Origin of the sequence: Streptomyces sp. NPDC005962 (genome assembly GCF_040629205.1) — a bacterium.
Classification (GTDB): Bacteria; Actinomycetota; Actinomycetes; order Streptomycetales; family Streptomycetaceae; genus Streptomyces.
This window is the reverse complement of the sequence record NZ_JBEXVE010000001.1, coordinates 481,165-505,455: the sequence shown is the minus strand read 5'-3', so window position 1 is coordinate 505,455 and position 24,291 is coordinate 481,165. Positions and strand designations below refer to the sequence as shown.

The following is a 24,291-nucleotide window of genomic DNA, read 5'->3' as shown; positions in this document are numbered from 1 at the left end:
TCATGAATGCACCAACTCCCCCACTTCCGATGGACATCGAATGGCGGCTCCCCCGCCACCCCCGCAGCGTGGGCCGGGCGCGGGCACTGCTGCGTGAGCAGGCCCGTACGTGGCAGATCCCCGAGACCCAGACGGAGGTCGCCGTACTGCTCCTCAGCGAGCTGGTGACGAACGCCTGCCGCCACGCCCGTGTTTCCCCTGGTCGGGAGGTCCGCGCACGCTGCGTGGTGCGTGACGAGAAACTGCGGGTCGAGGTGTCGGACGCGAGCGAGGTGATGCCTCAGCCCCGCCAGGCGACGGCGGAGGACGAGTCGGGGCGGGGGCTGGAGCTGATCGCGGCGCTCGCGGACGCGTGGGACGCGCATCCGCGAGCGTGCGGCATCGGCAAGACGGTGTGGTTCGAGCTGAAGTTGAGCGCGGTTACGTGACCGCCGCGAGGCCGTTCGCCAGCAGGTCGAAGGCGTGCTCGGCGTCGCGTACGGCGCCCGGGTAGCGCGCGTCGGCGGTCTCGCCGCCCGCCAGGCGCTGGAAGTTGTCCGTGGACAGCGCCCACTGGACGGAGATGATCTGGACGGCGGCCAGGCGGGCGGTGAGGTCCGGCGCGTCAGTGGTGTCGCGCAGGGCCTCGGCGAGGGCCCGTTCGCCGCCCGCCTTGAAGCGCTGCATGCGGTCGATCAGGGCCGGGGTGCCGAAGATCAGCTCGGTGAGGGTGATCGCCGCGGGGTGGTCGTTGATGCCGGTGATCGGGTCGCGGCGGCGCAGACCGTCGAGGAAGTGGTCGCGGAGGGCAGTCAGCGGGGTGGTGTGCGCCGGGCGGGCGCGTACGACCCGGGCCGCTTCGGCCTCGTGATCGGCCATGCGGTGCACCACGAGGTCTTCCTTGGTCGGGAAGTACGCGAAGAGCGTGCGCTTGGAGACCTCGGCGGCATGGGCGATCTCGGCGACGGAGACGTGGGCGAAGCCGCGGTCGAGGAAGAGGTCGATCGCGGCGTCGGAGATCGCGGTACGCGTGCGCTGCTTCTTGCGTTCGCGGAGCCCCGGCTGGTCGGTCGTCGTCACTCGTTCAAGCTACCTCACCAAACTGCACTTGGAATATTTCTGCACCTGGTGTAGAAATATACTCAGTGCAGCGGACGAAGGGGAGCGTGCGATGAACGAGACCGAGACGGACGTCGTGATCGTGGGGGCCGGGCCGACCGGGCTGACACTGGCGCACGAACTGGCGCTGGCCGGGGTCCAGACCCTGGTGCTGGAGAGGCTCACCGAGCGCCTCCGGCAGGTGAAGGGCGGGGCGATCCAGCCCCGTACCGCCGAGATGCTGGAGCTGCGCGGGCTGCTGGAGCCGATGTTGCGGCGGGCCATGCCGCGCGGACCGGTCGGTGGGCACTTCGCGATGCTGCCGGTACCGCTGGACTGCGGGCCGTGGGACACCCGGCATCCGTCCCCGATCTCGCTCCCCCAGTGGGAGATCGAAGAGGTACTGGAGGAGCGGGCGACCGAGCGAGGCGCGCGGGTGCGGCGCGGCGGCGCGGTGACATCCGTCGAGCCGGACGACGACGGGGTGACCGTCACGACGGACGACGGTCTGCGGGTGCGGGCGCGGTACGTAGTGGCGTGCGACGGGGGCCGCAGCGCGGTGCGCAAGAAGCTCGGCATGCCGTTCCCCGGACGGGACGGGACGTATCTGGCCGTGCTCGCCGACATCCGGCTGTCGTCCGTATCGCCCCTGGTGCCACGGAAGCCGGGGCACATCAGCACGCTGACGCGGCGGGCGAACGACCATTGGGCGATGCTCGTCCCGCTCGGCGACGACCGCTATCGGCTGACGTACGGGTACCACGGCCCCGAAGAGCGTCCGGAGCTCGGCCGGGACACACCGGTCGGTGAGGAGGAGATCGCGGCCGCGCTGCGGGCGGTGTACGGCGAGGAGACGGTGCTCGGCGGGGTGGCCAACTCCTCACGCTTCAGCGACGCCACCCGGCAGGTGGAGCGCTACCGGGCGGGGCGGGTGCTGTTCGCGGGGGACGCCGCGCACATCCATCCGCCGCTGGGCGGGCAGGGGTTGAACCTGGGCGTGCAGGACGCGTTCAACCTGGGCTGGAAGCTGGCCGCGACGCTCCAGGGCCGGGCGCCCGCCGGGCTGCTGGACACCTACCACGCCGAACGGCACCCGGTCGCGGCCCAAGTGCTGCACCACACCTCGGCCCAGCGAGTGCTGGCGGACCTGCGGCCGGACAACGAGGACGTCAACGCGCTGCGCGAGATCGTCACCGATCTGCTGCGGCTGCCGGACACCAACCGGTACCTGGCGGGGCTGATGTCCGGGCTGGCGCTGCGCTACGACGTACCCGGCGCGCACCCCCTCACCGGGCAGCGGGTCCCGGACGCCGAACTGGTCACCGCTACCGGCCCGACCCGGCTGTCGGCCCTGTTCGGCGCGGGGCACGCCGTGCTGCTGGACCTGGCCGGGCTCGTCCCGGACGACATACGGCTGCCGGGACGAGTCGACCTCGTACGCGCCAAGTCCACGGCCGACACGGCCGACTTGGGAGCGGGGGTGCTGCTCCTGCGCCCCGACGGCTACGTCTGCTGGGCGGCGGACGACGCCGAGGCGTGCCGCGAGGGGGTGCCGCGTGCGATCGCCGCGCACCTGGCCGATGAGGAAGAAACCGTCTAGAGATCGGGCAGGCGACCCGTTGCGGAGGCGAAGCCCAGCCAGGTGTGCCGGTTGTTCGCCCAGCACCAGCCCACCTTGGGGGCGTTGCGGCGCTCGCGGCCGTCCCGTCCGGTGCCGTTGCTGATCCAGATCGCCGGGGTGCGGGAGTCCAGGGCGCCGCCTGCCTTGCGCAGCCGGGAGCCGATGGTCATGAAGCAGTGGTTGCGCTCCAGAACGGCGGGCTGCTGCATCACCCAGTGGATGCCCTCGGTGAGCAGCAACGGGGTGCGGGCCTGTGCGGTGAGGGCCGGCAGCGCCTCGTTCGGGCTCCAGTTGGCCATCTGGTCGCCCCGGTCGAGGCCGGTGAGCAGGTAAAGCGAGGCGTCGGGCACCGCGAGCGTGTCGAGCGGAGCGAAGAGGTCGACGTCAGGCATGTCGGTGACGACGAAGCCCGGCTTGTCGCCGCGGCGGATCAGTGGTGCGAGGGTGGAGGCGGGGGCTCGGTCCGGGTGAACGGCGAGCAGGGCGCCCTCGCCGCCCGCAACAGCCTGGGCGGCCGCGGCGAAGGTACGGATCTCGGTGGCGGACAACCCGGCGATCTCGTGCACCCCCAGCTCGATCAGCCGCTCGGCCTGCGTACTCAGGGCCGGGGGTACCGGAGGTGCGGGGACAGCGGTGGAGGCGGCGGGCGTGGTTGCGGACACGATGCTCCCAGGGCAGCGACGTGAGCGGACCCTGCGGCAACGAGGCGGCCCGCCGGAACGTTCCCCGCCGCCTAGGGGGTGTCCGCCTCGGTCGGGCCAGGACCTTCCGCGAAGTGCGGCAGAACCATCTCGACCATCTAGGACATGATCTCGGCACGATCGGTGCCGTCCGCCGCTACGCCTCAGACCAGGCGGCGGGCGGTGGCCCAGCGGGTGAGTTCGTGGCGGTTGGAGAGCTGGAGCTTGCGCAGGACCGCCGAGACGTGGCTCTCCACCGTCTTCACCGAGATGAACAGCTGCTTGGCGATCTCCTTGTAGGCGTAGCCGCGCGCGATCAGGCGCAGCACCTCGCGTTCGCGCTGGGTGAGGCGGTCGAGGTCCTCGTCCACGGGTGGGGCGTCGGTGGAGGCGAAGGCGTCGAGGACGAAACCGGCGAGGCGCGGGGAGAACACCGCGTCGCCCTCGGAGACGCTGAAGATCGCGTCGACCAGGTCGCTGCCGGTGATCGTCTTCGTGACGTAGCCGCGGGCGCCGCCGCGGATGACGCCGATGACGTCCTCGGCGGCGTCCGAGACGGACAGGGCGAGGAAGCGGACCGGGCGCTCCGCGGCCGCCATCATCGCGGCGCAGCGGCGCAGCACCTCGACCCCGCCGCCGCCGGGGAGGTGGACGTCGAGCAGGACCACCTCGGGGCGGGTGGCGGTGATGACGGTGACCGCCTGGTCGACGTCGGCCGCCTCGCCGACCACCTCGACGCCGGTACGGGCCGTCTCGCCGATCTCGGCCTGGACTCCGGTGCGGAACATGCGGTGGTCGTCGACGAGGACGACGCGGACCCGGCGGGCGTCCGGCGCACCGGTCGAGTTGGTCGCGCTCGTACCCTCCGTGCCGCCAGTGCCGTCCGTGCCGTCCGTTGCCTCGGTCATGTCGTCGCCGCCCTCTCCATCTCCAGCTCCACTACCGTGCCCCCGTCGGGCGCGGGCCTCAGACTCGCCGTGCCGCCGTTGCGCTGCATTCTGCCGATGATCGACTCCCGGACGCCCATGCGGTCGTCCGGCACCGCGTCCAGATCGAAGCCCGGGCCGTGGTCGCGTACCGAGACGAAGACCGTGGCGCCCTCGACTTCGGCGAACACCTGGACCGCGCCGCCGTCGCCACCGTACTTGGCGGCGTTCACCATCGCCTCGCGTGCGGCCTGCAGCTGCGCGCTCAGTCTCTCGTCCAGCGGGCAGTCGCCGACCACCACGACCTCGATCGGGACGCCGTGGTGGTCCTCGACCTCCGCCGCCGTCGCTTTGACCGCCTCGGCGAGGGTGTCCGGCTCGTCCGCCTCGTCCTTGCCGGTGCCCTCCGGCTTGTACAGCCAGGCGCGCAGCTCCCGCTCCTGGGCGCGGGCCAGCCGGGCCACTTCGCGCGGGTCCTCGGCGCTGCGCTGGATCAGGGTGAGGGTGTGCAGCACGGAGTCGTGGACGTGGGCCGCGACCTCGGCGCGCTCCTGGGCGCGGATGCGCATCAGGCGCTCCTCGGAGAGGTCCTGCGTCATCCGGATCACGTACGGGCCCGCGAGCAGGGCGATACCGACGATCACGGCGAGGGCGGCCTGGAGGACGGCGCCCAGGTGCCGGGCCGACCCCTGCAGCACGAGGATGCCGGTCACCCCCGCGCCGACCAGCACCACCCCCGCCCCCGCCCGGGCCAGTGGCAGCACCCGCTTGCTGCGGCTCAGCTCCACCCACTGGGCGCGGCGGGCGTTGTCGGCCTGTCGCCAGAACAGGGCGACGCCCGCCCCTACGAGGAGCAGCGGCCAGATATAGGTGTTCGCGCGGCCCAGCTTGAAGCCCTGGATGAAGATGCCCATGCCGATGAAGAGCGCGATCAGGGCGATGATCTGGCCGCGTTCCGGCCTGCGGGCCAGGATTCGGCGCCGCCCGTCCGGGCCCACGGTGGTGAGCGGGCGGTTCGTCTCCCCCACGCCACCGACGCCGAGGGGGACGATGAACCAGAAGAGCGCGTAGAGGAGGGTGCCGAAGCCCTCCGCCATGATCAGCGCGACGAAGGCGATCCGTACCCAGGAGACCGGCAGCCCCAGATGCCCGGCGAGACCCCGTGCCACGCCGCCGAGCAGGCGGCCCTCGGCGCTGCGGTAGAGCTTGCGCGGGGGTGGCTCGGTGGGGGTGGTCGGGGGTGCGGCGGCGGTCATGCCCCGATCGTCACACGACCTCCGCGTTCCGGACATCAGGGTCGACCCTGATCATCCCCGGACCGGGGCGGGGCGGGCGGGCGCCTGCGGCGCGGCGGGGCGGGGCGGGCGCCTGCGGCGCGGCGGGGCGGGGCGGGCGCCTGCGGCGGGCTTGTCCCCCACCCCGCCCCTTCCCGAAACCGGGGCTCCGCCCCGGCCCCCACTGGGGCTCCGCCCCAGACCCCGTAGCGGGGGCTCCGCCCCCTGCACCCCCTCCCTGTGAGGCTCCGCCCTCCCCTGCACCCCCGATGGGGACGCGTCGTCGTGGGGGTGGTCGTGAGGGTGGTCAGGGGAGGCGGATGCCGTCTCGGACCTTGTCGAAGATCGGGCGGTACTGGCTCCACTGGTCTTCCGGAGCGCTCAGGTAGATCGCGTACTCCTTGTCGCCCTCGTTCCCGAAGCCCAGGTCGATCGCCCGGAACCAGCGGGCGCGGCCCTTGAAGCGGAACTCCCAGATCGCCGCGGGCATGCCGCGGAACGTGGTCTCCTGCAGGCGGGTCCGCTCGTACTCCTCGTCGGTGAAGCTCGCCTTGAAGTTGGTCTCGACATCCTCAAGGTGCTTGACCTGGTCCTTGGACGCGAAGTCCAGGACGTTGACCGACAGGCGGACCATCTTGGCGGGGTCGAGGTAGCGGATCTCCTGGGTCTCGTCCACCCTGCCCTCCGCGTCGGCGTCGGGCTTCCAGGTGTCGGGGACCGGGAAGGAGACGCCGAGGCCCTTCGCCAGGTGGTAGCCCTTCGGCACGGGGGACGGGGAGAACGAGGGCGTGGCCGAGGTGGCGGGGGGCGCGTCGGAGGAGAACGAGAGGGGGGTTCCCTCCCTCTTCCACACGACGACGCCGGCCGCCACCATCACGATCGCCAGCGCCGTCCCGATGGCCGTCCGGCGGGCCTTGCGGGGGTTGCGGGGTTTGGAGGCCTTGGGCTCCGGGGTCGCCGTGGGGGTGGGGGCAGGGGTGGGGACGGGCGTGGGGATGGGTGTGGGGACCGTGAGGGGCTCGGGGGCGGGCGGGGTGGGCTGCGTCCGCGGTGACGGCTCGGGGGCCGGGGGCTGGGCCTTGAGCTTCGTCAGGGCCATCGTCGTCCGGGTCGTTCGGTCCTGCACCGAGTACGTCGTCGTCTCCGGCTCCGACGCCGGTCCGCGCAGCGCCCGTTCCGTCTCCTCCGCCGACGGCCGCCGCTCCGGCTCCTTCTCCAGCAGCGCCTCGATCAGCGGCGCCAGCGAGCCCGCCCGCTTCGGCGGATCCAGGGGGTCGACGGCGATCGCGTACCCGGTCTCGATCGGCGTCGGCTTACGGAACGGAGCCCGGCCCTCCACCGCCTGATAGAGCGTCGCGCCCAGCGCCCACAGGTCGGACGCCGGACCGGGCACGCGGCCGCGCACCCGCTCGGGGGCTATGTAGTCGATGGAGCCGACGACTTCGCCGGTCTTGGTGAGCGTGGAGGTGCCGGTGGCCATGGCGATGCCGAAGTCCGTGAGCACGACGCGGCCGTCGGTGCCGAGCAGCACGTTGCCGGGCTTGACGTCGCGGTGCAGGACGCCCGCCGCGTGGGCGGCCCGCAGGGCGGCGACCATGCCGCGGCCGACGCGGGCGGTCTCGTTGGGGGAGAGCGTCCCGCCCTCCTTGAGCAGGTCGCCCAGGGTCGTGGACGGCACGTACTCCATCACAATGCACGGCAGCCCGTCGTCGTCCACGACGTCATGGACGACGACCACATTGGGGTGGTTGATGCGGGCCGCGCTGCGCGCCTCGCGGCGGGTACGCTCGTGCATCGTCGTCAGTTCTTCCTCGCCCAGGTGTGGCGAGACGTGCAGCTGCTTGAGGGCGACCTGACGGCCCAGCAGTTCGTCCTCGGCGCGCCAGACCGTACCCATGCCGCCGCGGCCGATCTGCTCGGCCAGCCGGTACCGTCCGGCAATCAGCCGCCCTACGTCCGACACCGCACTCCCCTCCCGCTCCATGGCGGCCTGTATTTCCCGCGCATGTCACGCATGTTCGATCCGCCACGATAGTCGCCACGACATCGGGGATGATCTCAGGGAAGGCCCAGGGTTTCACCGGATGTCGCCGGAACGACCGTCTTGTCACGATGGACACATGACCGATGCACCCACCGTGGCGGACGAGAGCGAGGGCACGGCCGGTTCCGGGGAACCCCGGGGCGCGGCGGCGCCGCTGCGGCGCGGCCGCGACCAGAAGATGATCTCAGGGGTGTGCGGTGGGCTCGGCCGCTACTGCGACGTCGACCCGGTGATCTTCCGGGTGGTGCTGTCCGTGCTGGCCCTCGCGGGCGGGCTCGGCCTGATCGTCTACGGCTTCTGCTGGCTGCTCGTCCCCCTGGTCGGGGAGGACGAGAACGAAGGGCGGCGGCTGCTCTCCGGGCGTGTCGAGGGCCCGGCGCTGACGGCGGTGCTGTGCGCGCTGGTGGGCTGCGGGCTGTTCCTGTCGATGCTCAACAACGGCGGTGTGATGTGGTTCTCCTTCATGCTGACCCTCGCGGCGGGCGGCGCCGGTTATTGGGCGCACCAGCGACGGTACGCGGAGAGCGGCGGCGCGGTGGACCCGGCCACGGCGCAGGCCGTCGCGGACGCGCCCCCGGAGGCCAAGGCTCCGCCGACGCGGGGCGGGCCGGGGCCGTCGTGGTGGCGCGATCCGATCGTCAAGGACGGCACGACGGGGCTGCCGGGCGGGGCGGGCGCGGGGTATCTCTGGGGGCCGGACGACGGTCCGTACGACAAGGCCACGGCGCGGGCGGAACGGGCCCGGCGGGTCCGCGACCGGTCCTCCATCGGCGGCTGGATCTTCCTGATCGCGCTCGCCACCGCGGCCGCAGGTATCCGGCTGTCCTGGCACCACCAACCGCTCGGCACCAGCCTGGAGATCGGCCTCGCGGGCGCGCTGGCGGTCTTCGGACTCGGGATGCTGGTCAGCTGCCGGTACGGGCGGACGGGGGCGGGGACCGCCATCCTGACCGTCGTCACCTGCGCGCTGCTGGCCGCCGCCACGGCGCTCCCGCGGTCCGTCACCACCGACTGGTCCCGCGAGACCTGGGCCCCCGCCGCCGCCTCCGCCGTGCGGCCCTCGTACACACTGGGCGGCGGCGTCGGGGAACTGAAACTCGACCGTTTCCGGCTGACGGACGACCAGACCGTCCGGACCCGGGCCGACGTGGGCGCCGGAAAGCTGGCCGTGACCGTGCCCCGGGACGCCCGCCTCAAGCTGACGATCCGCACGGGCCTCGGCGACATCCGGCTGCCGGGTGAGCGCGGCGACGACATCGACATCGAGCCGCGACGGGAACGGACCGTGACCCTCGACCCGAAGGGCGGGGCGCGCGCGGCGCACGGAACGCTGGTGCTGCGGCTGTCGGTCGGCCTGGGGAACGTGGAGGTGACCCGCTCATGAAGCGGCATCCGGTGGAGCCGGGAAAGCTGGTGGCGGGGCTCGTCGTGCTGGGCGTGGCGACGGTCTACGGCCTGGACGCGGCCGGGGAGTGGGACGTGCGGTCGCTCGTGCCGCTGATGGTGCTGGTGGGCGGCCTGTGCGCGGCGGGGCTGGTGTCGGCCCTGACCTACCTCACCCGCCGGACCCGAGCCCGAACCCGAGCCCGCCCCCCGGAAAACGCCCCGCGGACATGAGCCGCCCCCGGACCCCGCCCGAGGCGCTTCCCTGCGCGGGCGGGGGCCGGGGGCTTCGGCGCTCGGCTCAGGTGAAGAGCTGGGAGTTCTGGCGGCGGCGGCGTTTGGACCAGACCGTGTCCAGGGACAGGTAGGGGGCGCCGGCGAGGATCAGGGGGAGCCAGGCCATCAGGTAGGCCAGGTCGTTGCCGTAGTAGTACGGCTCCGTCTGCCAGCTCACCGTCAGCCACAGGCTCAGCGAGATCAGGGCGCCGCCCGCGGCCGCCAGGCGGGAGAGGAGGCCGACGAGGGTGCCGAGGCCGACGGCCAGCTCTCCGAAGGCGATGACGTAGCCGAAGGTGGTCGGGGCGTTCAGGGCCTGGTCGACCATCCAGGGGACGGCCGAGGTGTCGCGCACCTGGCGCATCAGCTCGCCGACCGAGCCCGCGCCGCTGTCGGCGAGGAACGCCGAATCGGTGAGCTTGTCGATCCCGGCGTAGACGAAGGTGACGCCCAGGAAGATCCGCAGGGGTAGGAGCGAGTAGCGGGCGGCCATGGCGCGCAGACCGCCCAGGCCGCCCGTCGGCGGTCCGCCGCCTATGCCGCTCACGACGTTCACACTGCCCGCGTTGTCCGCGGGACCCCCTCCGACCGTTCGGTCCGCATGCCTCATGACGCCCGCCTCTCCCATTGCGCAGTCATCAAAACCATACGGAGCGGAGGGGGATTTTACTCAGCCCGGGTCGGCCCGGGTCAGTCCAGTACGTCGATCTGGTAGCGGTTCGTCTCCGCGCCCGACGCCGTCACCACCTGCACGTCCACCCGGCCCGGCTCGACGTCCACCGGCACCGGCACGGTGAGCGCCGTATCGGTCGGGTTGCTGAAGCCGCCCGCGACCGGGACCAGGGGGACGTGGACATGGACGGCGCCGATGCGGACGACCATCATGGCCAGCCGGTCGGGGCCCTGCGCGCCCGGCGGGACGAAGCCGTTGCCGCGGATCTCGATGTCGTCGCCGGTGCGGATCGGGGCGTCGCGGTCGATGCCGCCCTCCTCGGGGCGAACCCGGACCACGGACAGGACGGTCGGGCGGCCGCCCTCCGCGTACTTGCCGGTGAGGTACATCAGGACGGAGACCACGGCGAGCAGCACCAGCCCCCACGGCAGCTCCGGCAGCCGCCACGGCTCACGGGCGAGGCGGACGGCGGCGAAGGCGAGGGCGACCGCGTGGACGACGACGTACTGGACGTCGGCGAAGCTGCCGCGGCCCGCGTCGTCCGTGAGGAGATCGGCGGCGCGCGGACGGGCCGCGCGGACCTTCTGGAGCCGCTGGGCCCGCACCCGGGCCGCGACGACGAGCCGGGCGAGCACCGCGGCCACGCAGGTCAGCGCGGCGACCGTGAGCAGCCCGGCGGCATGGCCGAGGGAGAGGCCCCCGGCGATCCGGTCCCGGTCGCCGGGGGCGACGGCCAGTTCGACGGCCAGCACGAGCACCGAGAAGACGGCGAGCAGCAGCCACGCGGCGGCCAGCGAGCGGGAGGTGGACATCCGGTTGTCCTCGCCGACGAGCGGCGCGAGCGGACCGCCGTTGGCGTAGTGCAACCGGGCGGTGAGGGTCAGCAGCGCGCCGGTGACGAGGGCGGCGGCGAGCCCGGCGGTACGGGCCACCGACCACCCGGCGCCGAGCGCCGTCGCCAACTGCCCGAGCAGCAGCGCACCGACCGCGCCCCAGACCACCAGCAGGGTGCGCCGCCACACCGCGTCGCGCCACGCGGTGCTCTCGGCGTGGCCGCTGTCGGTGACCGTACGGGCCGCGTGGGCGAGCTCGTCCGACACCCACTGCCGGGACGCCCCGGCCGAGTGCGCGAGAGCCGCCGGAAGGCCCTCTCCGGCCGCGAAACGCTCCCGCATGGCCACGAACGCGGCCACCGCCCGCCGGTGGCCCTCACGGGCACCCTGGGGGCACTCACAGCCCGCCGGGCCGTGGTCCGGGTGGCCGCCGGGCCCGCCGGGACCGTTCGCCGCCTTCACTTTCGCCTTCGTGGCGCCTTTCGTCGTGTCCACCGCCACGAGGTCTCACCGCTCCGTCGTTCACTCGTTCTGTACGCCCAACTGACATGTGTTGAGCGAGGATTGTGCCGCACCGCGAGGGGGCTCAGTTGAGCAGGTCCGGCTCACCGCGGGTGATCTGCAGGTACAGAGGCTGATAGTTGATCCACGCCACAAGATCGCTTCCGAGCTGCTCACGGATCTGTCCGGCGCTCTCGTGATCGACGGGGACGGGCTTGCCCGCCGCCTTGGCCGCCAGCTGCGCCTGGCACGCGCGCTCCATCGCGATGAACCACCAGGCGGCCGCGTCGACCGAGTCCCCGACCGTCAGCAGACCGCGATTGCGCAGGATGAGGGCCTTGTACGCGCCGAGCGCCGACGCGATCCGGCGTCCCTCCCCCTCGTCCACGACGACGCCCGTGCTGCTGTCGTAGAGCCCGTGGTCCTCGAAGAAGGCGCACACGTCCTGGGTGATCGGCTCCAGCAGCTCGCCGAGCGCGGACAGCGCCCGGCCGTGGACGGAACGGGTGTGGGCGACCGCGACCACATCCGGCCGGGCCCGATGCACGGACGAGTGAACGACGAAGGCCGCCTGGTTGACGTGGTAGCGCCCCTGGACCACCTGACCCGCCTCATTGACGAGGATCAGGTCGCTCACGGTGATGTGGGCGAAGGGCATTCCGAACGGGTTCACCCAGAAATGGTCGGCGAACTCCGGGTCGCGCGCGGTGATATGCCCCGCGACGCCCTCTTCGTACCCGTACCGCCCGAAGACACGCAGCGCCGCCGCCAGCCGCTCCTTGCGGTACCGCCGCTCGTCGGCCAGGGAGGCGTGGGTGGGCGGCATGGTGATGTGCAGCTGGTCGGTGGGTATCGGCTCGGGGTTCGGCCGCGGTATCGGCATCGTCATCGGCAGCTCCGCTCCTCGGGACCTTCAAGGCTCCGAGGCGGAAGCTACCTCCGGGTATCGCGGGAGGCCAGAGCCGGGGCGCCTCTTACAGCTGGTCGATCTCGGTGAGGTCGATGTCGATGGTGAAAGGGACGGTGAGCTTGAGGTGGTTGTGGTGGAGGCTGGTATGCCGGTATGTGCGCGTTTCGGTGTCGAGTTCGAAGACGTGGACCACGGGGCGAGCGTCCGTGCTCGTCATCTCGACGCGCCAGAAGTGCGGGATACCCGCGTTGGCGTACTTGTGCGGCTTGGTGTCGTGGTCGCGGGCCTCGGACTCGGGAGAGACGACCTCGACGGCGAGGATCACATCATTGACCTGGTAATAGGTCTGCTCGCCACTCCGCCGGGACTCTGCGCGTACGACTGTGATGTCGGGCTCCGGGCCATTGCGTTTGTCGATCACCACGGTCATCTCCCGCCGAATCCTGTACTCCGGGGGCACGGTCCGGCGCAGCCCGCTGACCAGAAGATCAATCACCACACTGTGAAAATCTCGCTGCGGACTCACGAAAACCAGACTCCCGTCGATCAGCTCGGTGTGCGGCGGGAGATCGGGCAGACTCAGCAAATCGTCCACGGTGTAGCCATCCGGCGGCGGCACGGGCCACGGGGTGGTGTGCAGCGGCTCAGCGGTCATGGTTCCTCCCATGGACGGGATTCTTGGCCGTAGGGCCAGCGTACCGAGCACGAACGCCGTTGCCGCCACCCAAACGAATGAGCGACGGCAACGGCGTTTGACGATCAGATGACGATCAGGCGGGGGTGATCACTCCCACTCGATGGTGCCGGGCGGCTTGCTGGTGATGTCCAACACCACCCGGTTGACCTCGTCCACCTCGTTGGTGATGCGGGTCGAGATGCGCGACAGCACGTCGTACGGGAGGCGCGACCAGTCGGCCGTCATCGCGTCCTCCGAGGAGACCGGGCGCAGCACGATGGGGTGGCCGTAGGTGCGGCCGTCGCCCTGGACGCCGACCGAGCGGACGTCGGCGAGCAGGACCACCGGGCACTGCCAGATCTCGCGGTCCAGACCAGCGGCGGTCAGCTCCTCGCGGGCGATCGCGTCGGCCTCGCGGAGCAGGTCCAGACGGTCCTTGGTGACCTCGCCGATGATGCGGATGCCGAGGCCCGGGCCCGGGAAGGGCTGGCGCTGGACGATGTCGTCCGGGAGGCCCAGCTCCTGGCCGACGTTGCGCACCTCGTCCTTGAAGAGCCGGCGCAGCGGCTCGACCAGCTGGAACTCGATGTCGTCGGGCAGTCCGCCCACGTTGTGGTGGGACTTGATGTTGGCGGTGCCGGTGCCGCCGCCGGACTCCACCACATCCGGGTAGAGGGTGCCCTGGACCAGGAACTCCACGGCCTCACCGGCCGCGCCCGCCTCGGCCACCAGCTCGGCCTGGGCCTGCTCGAAGACCCGGATGAACTCCCGGCCGATGATCTTCCGCTTCTCCTCGGGGTCGGACACCCCGGCGAGCGCGTCCAGGAAGCGCTGCTCGGCCTCGACGACCTTCAGCTGGACGCCGGTGGCGGCCACGAAGTCCTTCTCGACCTGCTCGGACTCGCCCTTGCGCATCAGCCCGTGGTCGACGTACACGCAGGTGAGCTGGGAGCCGATGGCCTTCTGGACGAGCGCGGCGGCGACGGCGGAGTCCACTCCGCCGGAGAGCCCGCAGATCGCGCGCTTGGTGCCGACCTGCTCGCGGATGGCCGCCACGGACTCCTCCACCACATTGGAGGTGGTCCAGGTGGGCGACAGGCCGGCGCCCCGGTACAGGAAGTGCTCCAGGACCTGCTGGCCGTGGGTGGAGTGCATCACCTCGGGGTGGTGCTGTACGCCGTACAGCTTGCGCTCGTCGCATTCGAACGCCGCGACCGGCACCTGCCCGGTGGACGCGGTGACGGTGAAACCCTCGGGCGCGGCCGAGCAGGCGTCGCCGTGCGACATCCACACCTGCTGCTGCTCGGGGGTGCCCGCGAAGAGCGTCGAGCCCGGCTTGGAGACGGCCAGGTCGGTACGGCCGTACTCGCGCGCACCGTTGTTGTCGACGGTGCCGCCGAGCGTGACGGCCATCAGCTGGAAGCCGTAGCACATGCCGAAGACGGGGATACCGGCCTCGAAGATCGCGCGGTCGAGCCTGGGTGCTCCCTCGGCGTAGACCGACGACGGCCCGCCGGAGAGGATGATCGCCTTCGGGTTCTTCGCGAGCATCTCCGCCACCGGCATGGTGGACGGGACGATCTCGCTGTACACCCGGGCCTCGCGGACCCGTCGGGCGATGAGCTGTGCGTACTGCGCGCCGAAGTCGACGACCAGAACGGTGTCGGGGGCGGCAGCAGGGGACGCTGATGGCACTTCGGCGGCCTTCCGGCGGTGGAACTGGAGGGTTGGACTTTCGATTCTAACCAGCCCATAATCGGCCTCATGTCCACGCGCATGACCTTCGTCTTTATCTATGGCACCGGCCCGTCCGGCTGCCATGGTCGTGCTGCTTGAACTACTGACAAGCGACTTCCCAGGCGCCCCGGGCCGGTACAAGGCCCGGGGCGCCTGTGCGTATGTCTTCGGGTCTCGGCCGGTTCCGGTCCCCTCTGAATCGACTCTGATCGACGAGAGACCAGGAGATACGGATATGAGCACGACCACCTCTGATGTGATCGATTCCGCGCGCGAGCGGATCGACGATCTCGACGGACGCATCCTCGAACTCATCCGGGAACGGATGGCCGTCTCGGCCTCCGTCCAGGAGGCGCGCATCGCGGCGGGCGGGCGACGGGTGCACCTCTCCCGCGAGATGGAGATCCTCGACCGCTACCGCCAGGCGCTCGGCAAGCCCGGTACGACCCTCGCCATGACGCTGCTGGAGCTGTGCCGCGGCCGGGCCTGACCCGGGCCCCTGGGCCCCCTCGTCACCCGTACGGCGGGTGACCGGCCCGTGGACGGGCTCGTTGAGCCCGGTGCCGCGTCGGCGAGGTGACCGGTCGGCAGGGGACAGCAGCCCGGTCACCATCCACAGGGCGGTCGGTCCCGGGGACGCCTGGGACCGACCGTATCCAGTCGAAACGGTTGCGCCCGGAGCGATATATCCACCACGATGCAGTGAGGGAAAACACCCCGGGTCAGCACCCGTCATTGGTCCGACCACGGCCTGATCACGAGTTCGGCCGCGCGGGCGTACGCCCCTGACGCACCTTCTCCGCCCCACCGGTTTCCTCGCAGATTCCCCCACCCTTTCCCCACGGCTTCTCCACCCCGAGCCCGCGGCGCAACCCCCCGGCGCCGCCCCCTCAGCACCGGCGCTGCCCTGACGCCGGTGCTGACCGCCTAGGGCCCCGGGACGTCCGACCCGTTCGGACGTCCCGGGGCCCTACGCCTGTTCCGGTCCTGTTCCGGTCCCGCTCCGGTCCCCCTGTGGGCTCCGCGCGCCCCTGGCGCCGCTGATGCCTATGCGGGTTCTGTGACCATTCTGTGAGCAACTGTGAAGGCAACCTTTCGGCCACCGGGTTGGTCATGTACGTGCAAACCGAACGCACGGCCATTCCGCGCCCCACCGCGACGGCCTTCCAGGAGAGGTCTTCATGAGGATTCGCCGCACACTGGTGGCCGCCGTTGCTACGGCTGCCATAGCTCCCGCCGCGCTGCTCGCCGCGCCCGCCGCCTTCGCCAGCGACGATCCGTCGCCCAGCCCGTCGGTCACCGAGCCGGATGACGGCGGCACTCCGACCGAGGAGCCGTCGATCCCGCCGTCGGATGAGCCGACGGTCGGGCCCACGGATCAGCCCACCGGTGAGCCGACGGACGAGCCTACGGCCGGGCCCACCGATGAGCCGACCGACGAGCCCACGGATGAGCCGACCGACGAACCGACCGACGAGCCCACGGACGAGCCGACCACCGGGCCCACGGACGAGCCGACGGCCGGGCCGACCGACCCGGCGGAGTGCGCGGAGGAGTCCGAGGAGGCCGCCGTCACGACCGAGCTGCGCGGGCTGCCCAGCAAGGTCGTGGCCGGTGCCGGCTGGGTGCCGTTCACCTTCCGGACGACCAACACCTCCGACAAGGCGATGAAGTCGGTCGAGGCGTTCGTGCAGATGTACGCCGCCAGCAAGAACACGTACGAGGACGTCTCCAAGTACCTCACCGTGCAGTGGTACGACGAGGACGCGGGCACCTGGGCGGCCGTCGACATGGACGGCATGGGCGGCTACTTCGCCTCGATCGACGCGCTGAAGCCCGGTGAGTACGCCGACGCCAAGCTGCGGCTGAAGGTCGACGCCAAGACCCCCGGCAGCTACGGGGTCGGCTTCGCGATCGGCGCGTACCACAACGAGGACGACGTCTGCGGCTGGTCCGAGGCCATGGAGTACGACTTCGACGTCCTGGTCGCGGGGAGCAAGCCGGGGCCGATCGACGACGCCGAGGGTAAGCCGGGGGACAAGGGCAACCGGCCTGCGCCGCAGGGTGGTGGCACGGAGCTCAGCAAGCTGCCGGTGTCGGGGCAGCTCGCCTCTACCGGGTCTTCTTCCGCGCTGCCGATGATCGGGCTTATCGGTGGTGTGGCTATGGCCGTGGGTGGCGGGGCCGTGTTCGTCGTGCGGAAGCGCCGTTCGGCTTGAGGGTAGGTCGTGGGGTCACCCCGGACCGGGGTGGCCCTACGTTGCTGCCCCTGGGGGTTCGTCGTCGGGTGCGGGCCGGTGGGTGGGTTGTGCCCACCCGTTCCGCCCTGCGGAACGATTGCCCACAATCTTTAGGGCGGCGTATGCCGTTTTGGGGACTGCTGGGGTGTTCGGAGCTACCGGGGGCAGTTGGACGTACGGCTCGTTGGCGGGCGGGCGCGGGTCTGGTTCGGTCTTGTTGGGCCATAGGGACATCGCCCGTTCCGCCTGGGCCGTGATCGTCAGGGACGGGTTCACGCCCAGGTTGGCCGAGACGGCCGCGCCGTCCACCACGGAGATCCCCGGGTGTCCGTACAGCCGGTGGTACGGGTCGATCACGCCTTCCTCCGCCGACGCCCCGATCGGGCAGCCGCCCAGGAAGTGGGCGGTCAGCGGGGTGCCCATCAGCTCGCCGACGTTGCTGCCCGGGAAGCCGTTGATCGACTCGGCGAGGTGGCGGGCGGCCGCCGCGCCCTCGGGGATGTGGTCCGGGTTGGGCGTGCCGTGGCCCTGGCGGGCGGTCAGCAGGCCCTTGCCCGGGCCTTTCGGCTTGCGGTACGTGGTCAGCGAGTTGTCGTGGGTCTGCATGACCAGGCCGATGATGGTGCGCTCGGACCAGTGCCGGTTGGACAGGGAGCGGGCGGCCAGCGTCGGGTGGCGGAGCGCGGCGTTAAGGAAGCGCAGCCAGCGCGGGCCACGGCCGTCCGGGATCTGCAGGATGGACATCATGCCCATCGCGTTGGAGCCCTTGCCGTAGCGGACGGGCTCGATGTGGGTGTTCTCGTCCGGGTGGATGGACGAGGTGATCGCGACGCCCCGGCTGAAGTCGGGCCGCTCCCCGCGCCGGGCCCGGTAGCGGCGGTCGGTGGTCTGGGCGCCGACCAGGGCCTCGGAGTTGGTGCGGGTGAGCATCCCGAGCCGGTCCGACAGCCGCGGCAGCAGGCCCCGGTCGCGCATCGTGTGCAGCAGGGTCTGGGTGCCGTACGTTCCGGCGGCGAGGACGACGTACCGCGCGCGCAGCGTCTTCGGCCTGCCCTTGCGGCGGTGCGCTGTGGGGACGGTGGCGACCTGGTAGCCGCCGTCCGGGGCGTCGCGCAGGGCGACCGCGGTCGTCATGGGGTGGACGACGGCACCGGCCCGCTCGGCGAGGTAGAGGTAGTTCTCGTTGAGGGTGTTCTTGGCGCCGCGGCGGCAGCCGGTCATGCACTCCCCGCACTCGGTGCACGCCCGGCGGGCCGGGCCCGCGCCGCCGAAGTACGGGTCGGGGACCTCCTCCCCCGGCGCGGCCTTAGCCGACCCGTCGGAATCGTCGCCGTCCCCGAAGAAGACGCCGACGGGCGCCATATGGAAGGAGTCGCCCACGCCCATCTTCTCGGCGGCCGCCCTGAGATGGACGTCCGAGGGGGTCATGGTCCGGTTGAGGCGGGCGCCGAGCATGCGCCGCGCCTGGTCGTAGTACGGCTTCAGCTCCTCCTGCCAGTCGGTGATGGCGCCCCACTGCGGGTCCCGGAAGAACGGCTCGGGCGGTACGTACAGCGTGTTGGCGTAGTTGAGCGAACCGCCCCCGACCCCGGCGCCCGCCAGGACCATCACCTTGCCGAGGAGATGGATGCGCTGGATGCCGAAGAGGCCGAGGGCCGGGGCCCAGAGGTAGTTGCGGAGGTCCCAGGAGTTCTTGGGCAGGGTCTCGGGCGTGAAGCGGCGGCCCGCCTCCAGGACGCCGACCCGGTAGCCCTTCTCGGTCAGCCGGAGGGCCGAGACGGCCCCTCCGAAGCCCGATCCGATGACGATGACGTCATAGTCGTAGTCGTAGCCACCGTCATCCGTCTCTTCTGTCTCTTCGGCGCGCTTGGCCTCCGACACGGGTACCTCCCCGTCGATGCGTACCGGTCAGCGCAGCCGCAGGGCCTTCATGGCGCGCAGGCTGCGGCTCATGAACTCCGCGTATTTCTCGTCCGTCAGACCGAAGGACGGGCCGAGCGGCATCAGCCGCTGCTGGGCGACCGTCTGCGCCTCGGTGTACTTGAGGATGCCCTCCGAGCCGTGGCGGCGGCCGAGACCGGAGTCGCCCATGCCGCCCATCGGGGACGCGACGCTGCCGTACGCGGCGGCGTACGCCTCGTTGACGTTGACGGTGCCCGCGCGCAGCCGGGCGGCGACCGTACGTCCGCGTCGGCCGTCCTTGGACCAGACGCTGGCGTTCAGGCCGTACGGGGTGGCATTGGCGCGCTCGATCGCCTCGTCCTCGTCGGTGAAACGGTAGATCGACACCACCGGGCCGAAGGTCTCCTCGGTGCACACCGCCATGGGCGCCTCCACGCCGTCCAGGATCGTCGGCTCGTAGAAGTACGGGCCGATGTCCGGGCGGGGGCGGCCGCCCGCGACGACCGTGGCGCCCTTGGAGACGGCCTCTTCGACGTGGCGGGTGACGGTCTCCAGCTGGCGTTCGGAGACGAGCGAGCCCATCTCGGCGCCGTAGGCGAGGGCCGAGCCGAGCCGCATGGCCTTCGTACGGGCCGCGAACCGCTCCAGGAAGTCGTCCGCGACCGACTCGTGGACGTACAGCCGCTCGATGGAGATGCACAGCTGCCCCGCGGAGGCGAAGCACGCGCGGACCGCGCCCTCGGCGGCCCGGTCGAGGTCGGCGTCGCGCAGCACCAGCATGGCGTTCTTGCCGCCGAGTTCGAGCGAGCAGCCCACCAGGCGGGCGGCGGCGGCCTGGGCCACGCCGCGGCCGGTGCGGGTGGAGCCGGTGAACGAGACGTAGTCGGCGTGCTCGACCACGGCCGGGCCGACCACCGGGCCGTCCCCGACAACGATCTGCCACACCCCGGGAGGCATTCCGGCCTCCAGCATCAGCTCGCGCGCCCACAGGGCGGTCAGCACGGTCTCGGTGTCCGGCTTCATGACGACCGCGTTGCCCGCGACGAAGGCGGGGATCGCATCCCCGACGGACAGTTCAAGGGGGTAGTTCCACGGCACGATCTGGCCGATGACACCGCGCGGCTGGCGCAGTTCGGTGACCTTGGTGAGCGTGGGGACGACGCCCAGATGGGACTTGGGACGCAGATAGGCCTGCGCCTTGCGGCCGTAGTGGCGGGCGGCCAGGACGACGCCCTGGATCTCCTCATGGGCGTGCAGCCGGGTCTTGCCGGTCTCCAGCTGGATGAGGTCCAGGACCTCCGACTGGCGGCGCAGCAGCAGGTCGTGGAAGCGCAGGAAGACGGCGGCGCGAGTGCGCACGGGGGTCGCGGCCCAGGCCCGCTGGGCCTCGCGGGCCTGCTCGAAGGCGGTGGCGACATCCTCGGGCGTGGACTCGGGCAGCCCGGAGGCCAGGACCTCCCCGGTGAACGGGGTGTGGTTGACGGTGCTGCCGCTGCCCACGACACCCCGGGCGAGCCGGGCGACCAGCTCGGGGGTGACGACATCGGCGGCGGTCCGGTTTCCCTTGGCGGCGAGGGGATTTCCGTCGCCGGGTGCCGGTATTACCTGGGCCTGTGCGCTGTCCTGCGAGTCGGTCATGGGGGCGAGCGTAGGCCCCGGCCCGGCGGTTTGGGTACCCGGCGGTAACTATTTGTGGCCGAGGTGGCAGTCGTGGCAGTTCTCCGGTATTCCCTCGGTCAAATGCCCTCGATTTTGAGGTTCTTCACGACGTCCTCGTACACCGCGTCGCCGGTCGCCCTGGCGTCGCCCCTGGCGGGCATCCTCACGGTCAGCTGCCAGGCGATGTGCTCGTCGCTGACGTAGACGTGATCACGGTTCAGATAGAGGACGCGGTTGTCGTCGCTGGTGGTGCCGGGCTCGTAGTAGGTGGTGCTCAGATCCTTCGCCGGTTCGCCCTGCTGCCGCGTCTCCCGCGTCTTCCCGCTGCGCGCCTCGTCCATCGTCGACAGGGCGCCGCTCTTGTAGAACGCGGCGATCTGCCCGGCCACCCCGGCGGTGTTCGTGATCTTCCGCTCCGGGTCGGAGACCAGCTTGGCCAGGGTGATGGTGTAGACGCCGCTGGGGTCGTCGAAGGTGACGCTCTGCGCGTTCTCGTCGCTGTCGTCCTGCACCCTCTTGTACGCGCTCGGCACGGCCAGCGAGGCGGCCACCACATCGCGCTCCTCGCGAACCGTCCAGCCGGACGGCAGACCGCTCCCCTCGCTCGCGAACGGCTTGGTGAAGATCAGCACGCACACGGACGCGATCACGACGAGGGCGGCGCCCAGGCCGAACTGCGCCGGACGGTTCTTGTGGAGGATCGGCGGGACGAAACGGCTGCCGCCCCGCACGGTGTTCTGTCCCGCGTTCTGTCCCGCCGGGGCGCCGTACGTACCCCCGGCGAGCACCGTCGGAGGCGGCTGCGGCGGCTGCGGCGGCCGTACGACCGACTCCAGCGCCTCCCGCGTCTCGGCCGCCGAGGGGCGCATGGCCGGGTCCTTGAGCAGCAGCCGCATGGTGAGGGAGCCGAGCGCGTCCGGGCCACGCGCGGGCCTCTGCGGTTCGGCCGACAGCACGGCCTGGAGGGTCGCGGGGGTGTGCGAGCGGCGGAACGGGGACAGGCCCTCGACCGCCGCGTACAGCACGACGCCCAGCGACCACAGGTCCGACGCCGGGCCCGGCCGCTGCCCCAGCACCCGCTCGGGCGAGATGAACTCGGGCGAGCCGACGAAACCGCCGGTCTCCGTCAGCCCCTGTTCGCCCTCGATGTGCGCGATGCCGAAATCGGTGAGCACCACCCGGTCGCCCCGGCCGAGCAGCACGTTGTCCGGCTTGACGTCACGGTGCAGTACGCCCGCCCCGTGCGCGGCCGACAGCGCGCCCAGCACGGCGAGCCCGATCCGGGCCGCCTCGCGCGGGTCGAGCGTGCCCTCCGCCAGCCGGTCGGCCAGCGAATCGCCGCGCACCAGCTCCATCACGATCCAGGGGCGGCCGTCCTCGACCACCACGTCATGGACGGTGACGACGGAGGGGTGGTCGATCCGGGCCGCGGCGCGCGCCTCGCGCTCCATCCGCTGGTAGACGGTCCGCAGCTCGCGGTCCGGCAGCTCCGCCGGAACGCGCGGCTCCTTGACCGCCACCTCGCGGTCCACGGTCTGGTCGTGCGCCTTCCAGACGGTGCCCATGCCGCCGTGGCCGAGGCGCCCGAGGAGCCGGTAGCGGCCGCCGATGAGCCGCCCCGAGCCGGGGCCGTGCTGCGCGCCGTGCGCGGCCGCCGCGCGCGGGTCGTGCGGTGCGGCAGCGGTGTGCTGCTGCCCGGAGGCCTGCGTGGGCTCGTACGCACCGGGCGCACCGGGCGCGCCAGACCCCGCCGCCTGTCGCGGTGGCTGCGCGGGCGGCACGGCCTGTGGCGGTGCCTGTGGCGCTGGTACCTGTTGTGGCGGCGTGTGTGGCGGCGGTGCCTGTGGGGCCGCCTGCCGCGGCGGCCGCAGATCGTAGCTGGTGGGCTCGTTCGCCCGTCCCCCGTCGTTCGTCATGCGCCATCACTACCCGGTCGGCGGTGGACACCGCCACCCGCGATGGGCTGCGGAGACGACTCGTGACAAAGCCGTTGCGACGGGGTCAGCCCGATGCGCCGGTTCGGGCGAAGGTGGCGACGGCGGTATCGAAGTAACGTTTCCCCTCGGCCTTCTTCTCCACCGGGACGGAAAGCCACAGATCGTACATCTTGCCGCCCTCGTTCCAGCTCAGGTCGAAGGTCTGCCGGGAGCCGCCGTCATCGGCCGAACCGTCCCAGACGAACGCCCACAGCGCGGCCGGGTGGCCGTTCTGCGTGGTCCGGATGACCTGCCCGTTGCGGTAGCCCTTGTAGTCGCTCGGCCCCTTGGCGTCCGCCGCCCGGCTCACCGCGAGCGGACCCCTCGGGTCCGGCGCCTGGGGGTGGATGCCGATGCGGAACTCCAGGCCGGGCGAGTTGTAGTAGACCCGGGGCGTCCTGGCCTGGCGGGCGAAGCCCTCCGGTACGGCGAGCGAGAACCCGGCCGGGTCCTTGACCCGCTCGAACCCCTCGGGCACCCCGCCCGACGGGCTCACGCCCGGGCCGGGGGACGTGGACGCCTTCGGGTTCGGGTTCGGGGAGGCCGTGCGGTCCGAGGCCGGTGCGGCCGATTCCGCGTCGCCGTCCGCGCCCGCGCCCGTGTCCTTACCCGCGTCCTTGCCGGTGCCCTTCTCCGCGTCCTTCTCCGCGATCTGGGCGGCGTCGCGCGCACCGGCCGTCGCGCCGCCGCCCTTGCCGCCGTCGTCCAGCAGCGCCATCGTGCCCGCGCCGAGCCCGGCGAGGGCGACGACCGCGGCGACGGCCATCAGGACCGTACGGCGCTGGGGGGAGCGCCCGCCGGACGCCGGTACGGTCGGGGCGTCCGGGGTGGCCGCCGGGGACCCGAGCGGCGCGCCGGATTGCGTCGGGGTGCGCCGGACAGAGAACCCCGAGGTGTCCCCCGAGGCCAGGTACGTGCGCAGCATCCGCGCCGCCTCGTCCGCGGTCAGCCGCGTCTCGATATCGCGGCGCAACAGCCCCTCGATGAGCGGCCGCAGCGGTCCGGCCGCCTCCGGTACGTGGATGTCGTCGTAGACGACGGCGTGCAGCACGGCCGCCACGGACTCCCGGTGGAACGGCGACTCGCCGTTCACCAGCGAGCACAGCAGCACGCCGAGCGACCACAGATCCGACTCGGGTCCGGTACGGCGCCCCGACATCCGCTCCGGCGCCGTGTACTCCGGCGAGCCCACGAACGCGCCGGTCTCGGTGAGCGTCGTCGCCCCGGCGACCTGCGCGATCCCGAAGTCGGTCAGCACGACCCGCTCGGTGCCCGCCTCGACCAGCACGTTCGCCGGTTTGATGTCCCGGTGCAGCACCCCGCGTGCGTGCGCCACCCGCAGCGCGTCCAGCAGCGCCGCCGCCACCCGGCCCGCCTCATGCGGCCCGAGCGGGCCCCGCGCGCCCATCCGGTCGGCGAGCGAGGCGCCGTCGACCAACTCCATGACGATCCACGGATGGCCGTCCTGCTCCACCACGTCGTGCAGGACGATCACATTGGGGTGCTTGATCTGGGCGACCGTACGGGCCTCCCGCAGCGCGCGCTCGCCACGCAGCTGATCGCCGGGCCCGGAGCCCTCGTCCACGTGCAGTTCCTTGACCGCGACATCGCGGCCCAGCAATTCGTCGACGGCCCGCCAGACCGTGCCCATGCCACCGCGGCCGAGCCGCGAGACCAACCGATAACGCCCGGCCAGCAGGCCGGTGTTTCCCCCGGAGTTACCCATGGGCTCATCTTGCCTCACGGCTTCGGAGGCACCTCGTCCGGTGGGCGGCTCCGGCGCCTTGTGCGATGAGTCGCGCGCCGGGTGAACGCGCGCCTGCGCGCTCGCTCTTGGGGGCGATTGAGCGGACGGGCCGCATCGGGCATCGTAGAGCGTGCCGATGTTACAGGGGCGGACCGC

Annotated in this window: 20 protein-coding genes; 6 read left to right on the top strand and 14 right to left on the bottom strand. The window is 71.9% G+C overall.

All coding sequences use genetic code 11. The features are described from left to right. Positions 1 to 2: 2 nt before the first annotated feature. On the top strand, positions 3 to 428 hold the full coding sequence (locus ABZ370_RS02390) for an ATP-binding protein (RefSeq protein ID WP_358615260.1): 426 nt from the start codon (positions 3 to 5) through the stop codon (positions 426 to 428). Here the strand turns inward: ABZ370_RS02390 and ABZ370_RS02385 are convergent. Continuing rightward, positions 421 to 1,059 carry a TetR family transcriptional regulator gene (locus ABZ370_RS02385; protein WP_358615258.1) on the bottom strand — a complete coding sequence of 213 codons (639 nt, stop codon included), beginning with the start codon at positions 1,057 to 1,059 and terminating at the stop codon, positions 421 to 423. The two genes, ABZ370_RS02390 and ABZ370_RS02385, sit on opposite strands and share 8 nt — an antisense overlap. A gap of 91 nt (positions 1,060 to 1,150) precedes the next feature. Between ABZ370_RS02385 and ABZ370_RS02380 the strand changes: the two genes are divergently transcribed. Then, complete coding sequence (locus ABZ370_RS02380; RefSeq protein WP_358615256.1) at positions 1,151 to 2,677, top strand: FAD-dependent oxidoreductase; 1,527 nt, start codon at positions 1,151 to 1,153, stop codon at positions 2,675 to 2,677. Here ABZ370_RS02380 and ABZ370_RS02375 read toward each other — a convergent pair. The 4 genes from ABZ370_RS02375 to ABZ370_RS02360 all read right to left on the bottom strand — a co-directional run bounded on the left by ABZ370_RS02375 (position 2,674) and on the right by ABZ370_RS02360 (position 7,541). Then, positions 2,674 to 3,360: a DUF5701 family protein gene (locus ABZ370_RS02375; RefSeq protein ID WP_358615254.1), complete on the bottom strand. Its 687-nt coding sequence runs from the start codon at positions 3,358 to 3,360 to the stop codon at positions 2,674 to 2,676. The two genes, ABZ370_RS02380 and ABZ370_RS02375, sit on opposite strands and share 4 nt — an antisense overlap. Before the next feature lie 182 nt (positions 3,361 to 3,542). Next, positions 3,543 to 4,286, bottom strand: coding sequence for a response regulator transcription factor (locus ABZ370_RS02370; RefSeq protein WP_358615252.1), 744 nt, complete (start codon positions 4,284 to 4,286; stop codon positions 3,543 to 3,545). Next, positions 4,283 to 5,560, bottom strand: coding sequence for a PspC domain-containing protein (locus tag ABZ370_RS02365; protein WP_358615250.1), 1,278 nt, complete (start codon positions 5,558 to 5,560; stop codon positions 4,283 to 4,285). The genes ABZ370_RS02370 and ABZ370_RS02365 overlap by 4 nt, the downstream gene beginning before the upstream one ends. Positions 5,561 to 5,885: 325 nt before the next feature. Then, positions 5,886 to 7,541, bottom strand: a complete 1,656-nt coding sequence (locus tag ABZ370_RS02360; protein WP_358615248.1) for a protein kinase — start codon at positions 7,539 to 7,541, stop codon at positions 5,886 to 5,888. A 157-nt stretch (positions 7,542 to 7,698) separates the two neighbouring features. On the opposite strand from ABZ370_RS02360, the gene ABZ370_RS02355 reads away from it, so the two are divergent. Together ABZ370_RS02355 and ABZ370_RS02350 are read left to right on the top strand one after the other, a co-directional pair. Continuing rightward, complete coding sequence (locus ABZ370_RS02355) at positions 7,699 to 9,006, top strand: PspC domain-containing protein (protein ID WP_358615246.1); 1,308 nt, start codon at positions 7,699 to 7,701, stop codon at positions 9,004 to 9,006. After that, positions 9,003 to 9,239, top strand: a complete 237-nt coding sequence (locus ABZ370_RS02350) for a hypothetical protein (protein ID WP_358615244.1) — start codon at positions 9,003 to 9,005, stop codon at positions 9,237 to 9,239. Before ABZ370_RS02355 ends, ABZ370_RS02350 begins: the two co-directional genes overlap by 4 nt. Positions 9,240 to 9,306: 67 nt before the next feature. Here ABZ370_RS02350 and ABZ370_RS02345 read toward each other — a convergent pair whose 3' ends face one another. From ABZ370_RS02345 to guaA, 5 genes are all read right to left on the bottom strand, one after another. Next, positions 9,307 to 9,774 carry a DoxX family protein gene (locus tag ABZ370_RS02345; RefSeq protein WP_358616045.1) on the bottom strand — a complete coding sequence of 156 codons (468 nt, stop codon included), beginning with the start codon at positions 9,772 to 9,774 and terminating at the stop codon, positions 9,307 to 9,309. Positions 9,775 to 9,971: 197 nt separating this feature from the next. Next, complete coding sequence (locus ABZ370_RS02340) at positions 9,972 to 11,249, bottom strand: hypothetical protein (RefSeq protein ID WP_358616042.1); 1,278 nt, start codon at positions 11,247 to 11,249, stop codon at positions 9,972 to 9,974. Positions 11,250 to 11,373: 124 nt separating this feature from the next. Further along, the gene (locus ABZ370_RS02335; RefSeq protein ID WP_358616040.1) at positions 11,374 to 12,171 is read right to left on the bottom strand and encodes a class II aldolase/adducin family protein; all 798 of its coding nucleotides are present in this window, start codon (positions 12,169 to 12,171) and stop codon (positions 11,374 to 11,376) included. Positions 12,172 to 12,262: 91 nt separating this feature from the next. Next, entirely contained in the window at positions 12,263 to 12,853 is a 591-nt protein-coding gene (locus ABZ370_RS02330) for a Uma2 family endonuclease (RefSeq protein WP_358615242.1), read from the bottom strand. Positions 12,854 to 12,982: 129 nt separating this feature from the next. Beyond that, complete coding sequence (guaA, locus tag ABZ370_RS02325) at positions 12,983 to 14,569, bottom strand: glutamine-hydrolyzing GMP synthase (RefSeq protein WP_358615240.1); 1,587 nt, start codon at positions 14,567 to 14,569, stop codon at positions 12,983 to 12,985. Positions 14,570 to 14,819: 250 nt separating this feature from the next. Here guaA and ABZ370_RS02320 point away from each other — a divergent pair, with 250 nt between their 5' ends. Both ABZ370_RS02320 and ABZ370_RS02315 read left to right on the top strand, forming a co-directional pair. Beyond that, complete coding sequence (locus ABZ370_RS02320; RefSeq protein WP_358616037.1) at positions 14,820 to 15,101, top strand: chorismate mutase; 282 nt, start codon at positions 14,820 to 14,822, stop codon at positions 15,099 to 15,101. Positions 15,102 to 15,792: 691 nt separating this feature from the next. Further along, on the top strand, positions 15,793 to 16,830 hold the full coding sequence (locus ABZ370_RS02315) for a PT domain-containing protein (protein ID WP_358615238.1): 1,038 nt from the start codon (positions 15,793 to 15,795) through the stop codon (positions 16,828 to 16,830). Between the two features lie 36 nt (positions 16,831 to 16,866). On the opposite strand, the gene ABZ370_RS02310 is transcribed toward ABZ370_RS02315, so the two are convergent. The 4 genes from ABZ370_RS02310 to ABZ370_RS02295 all read right to left on the bottom strand — a co-directional run bounded on the left by ABZ370_RS02310 (position 16,867) and on the right by ABZ370_RS02295 (position 24,114). Beyond that, positions 16,867 to 18,732 (bottom strand): GMC family oxidoreductase, encoded by a 1,866-nt coding sequence (locus ABZ370_RS02310; protein ID WP_358615236.1) that lies wholly within the window; start codon positions 18,730 to 18,732, stop codon positions 16,867 to 16,869. A gap of 27 nt (positions 18,733 to 18,759) precedes the next feature. Further along, the gene (locus ABZ370_RS02305) at positions 18,760 to 20,391 is read right to left on the bottom strand and encodes a succinic semialdehyde dehydrogenase (RefSeq protein ID WP_358615234.1); all 1,632 of its coding nucleotides are present in this window, start codon (positions 20,389 to 20,391) and stop codon (positions 18,760 to 18,762) included. Positions 20,392 to 20,489: 98 nt separating this feature from the next. Further along, positions 20,490 to 22,328, bottom strand: a complete 1,839-nt coding sequence (locus ABZ370_RS02300; RefSeq protein ID WP_358615232.1) for a serine/threonine-protein kinase — start codon at positions 22,326 to 22,328, stop codon at positions 20,490 to 20,492. 85 nt (positions 22,329 to 22,413) lie between these two features. Next, complete coding sequence (locus ABZ370_RS02295) at positions 22,414 to 24,114, bottom strand: serine/threonine-protein kinase (RefSeq protein WP_358615230.1); 1,701 nt, start codon at positions 24,112 to 24,114, stop codon at positions 22,414 to 22,416. Positions 24,115 to 24,291 lie beyond the last annotated feature (177 nt).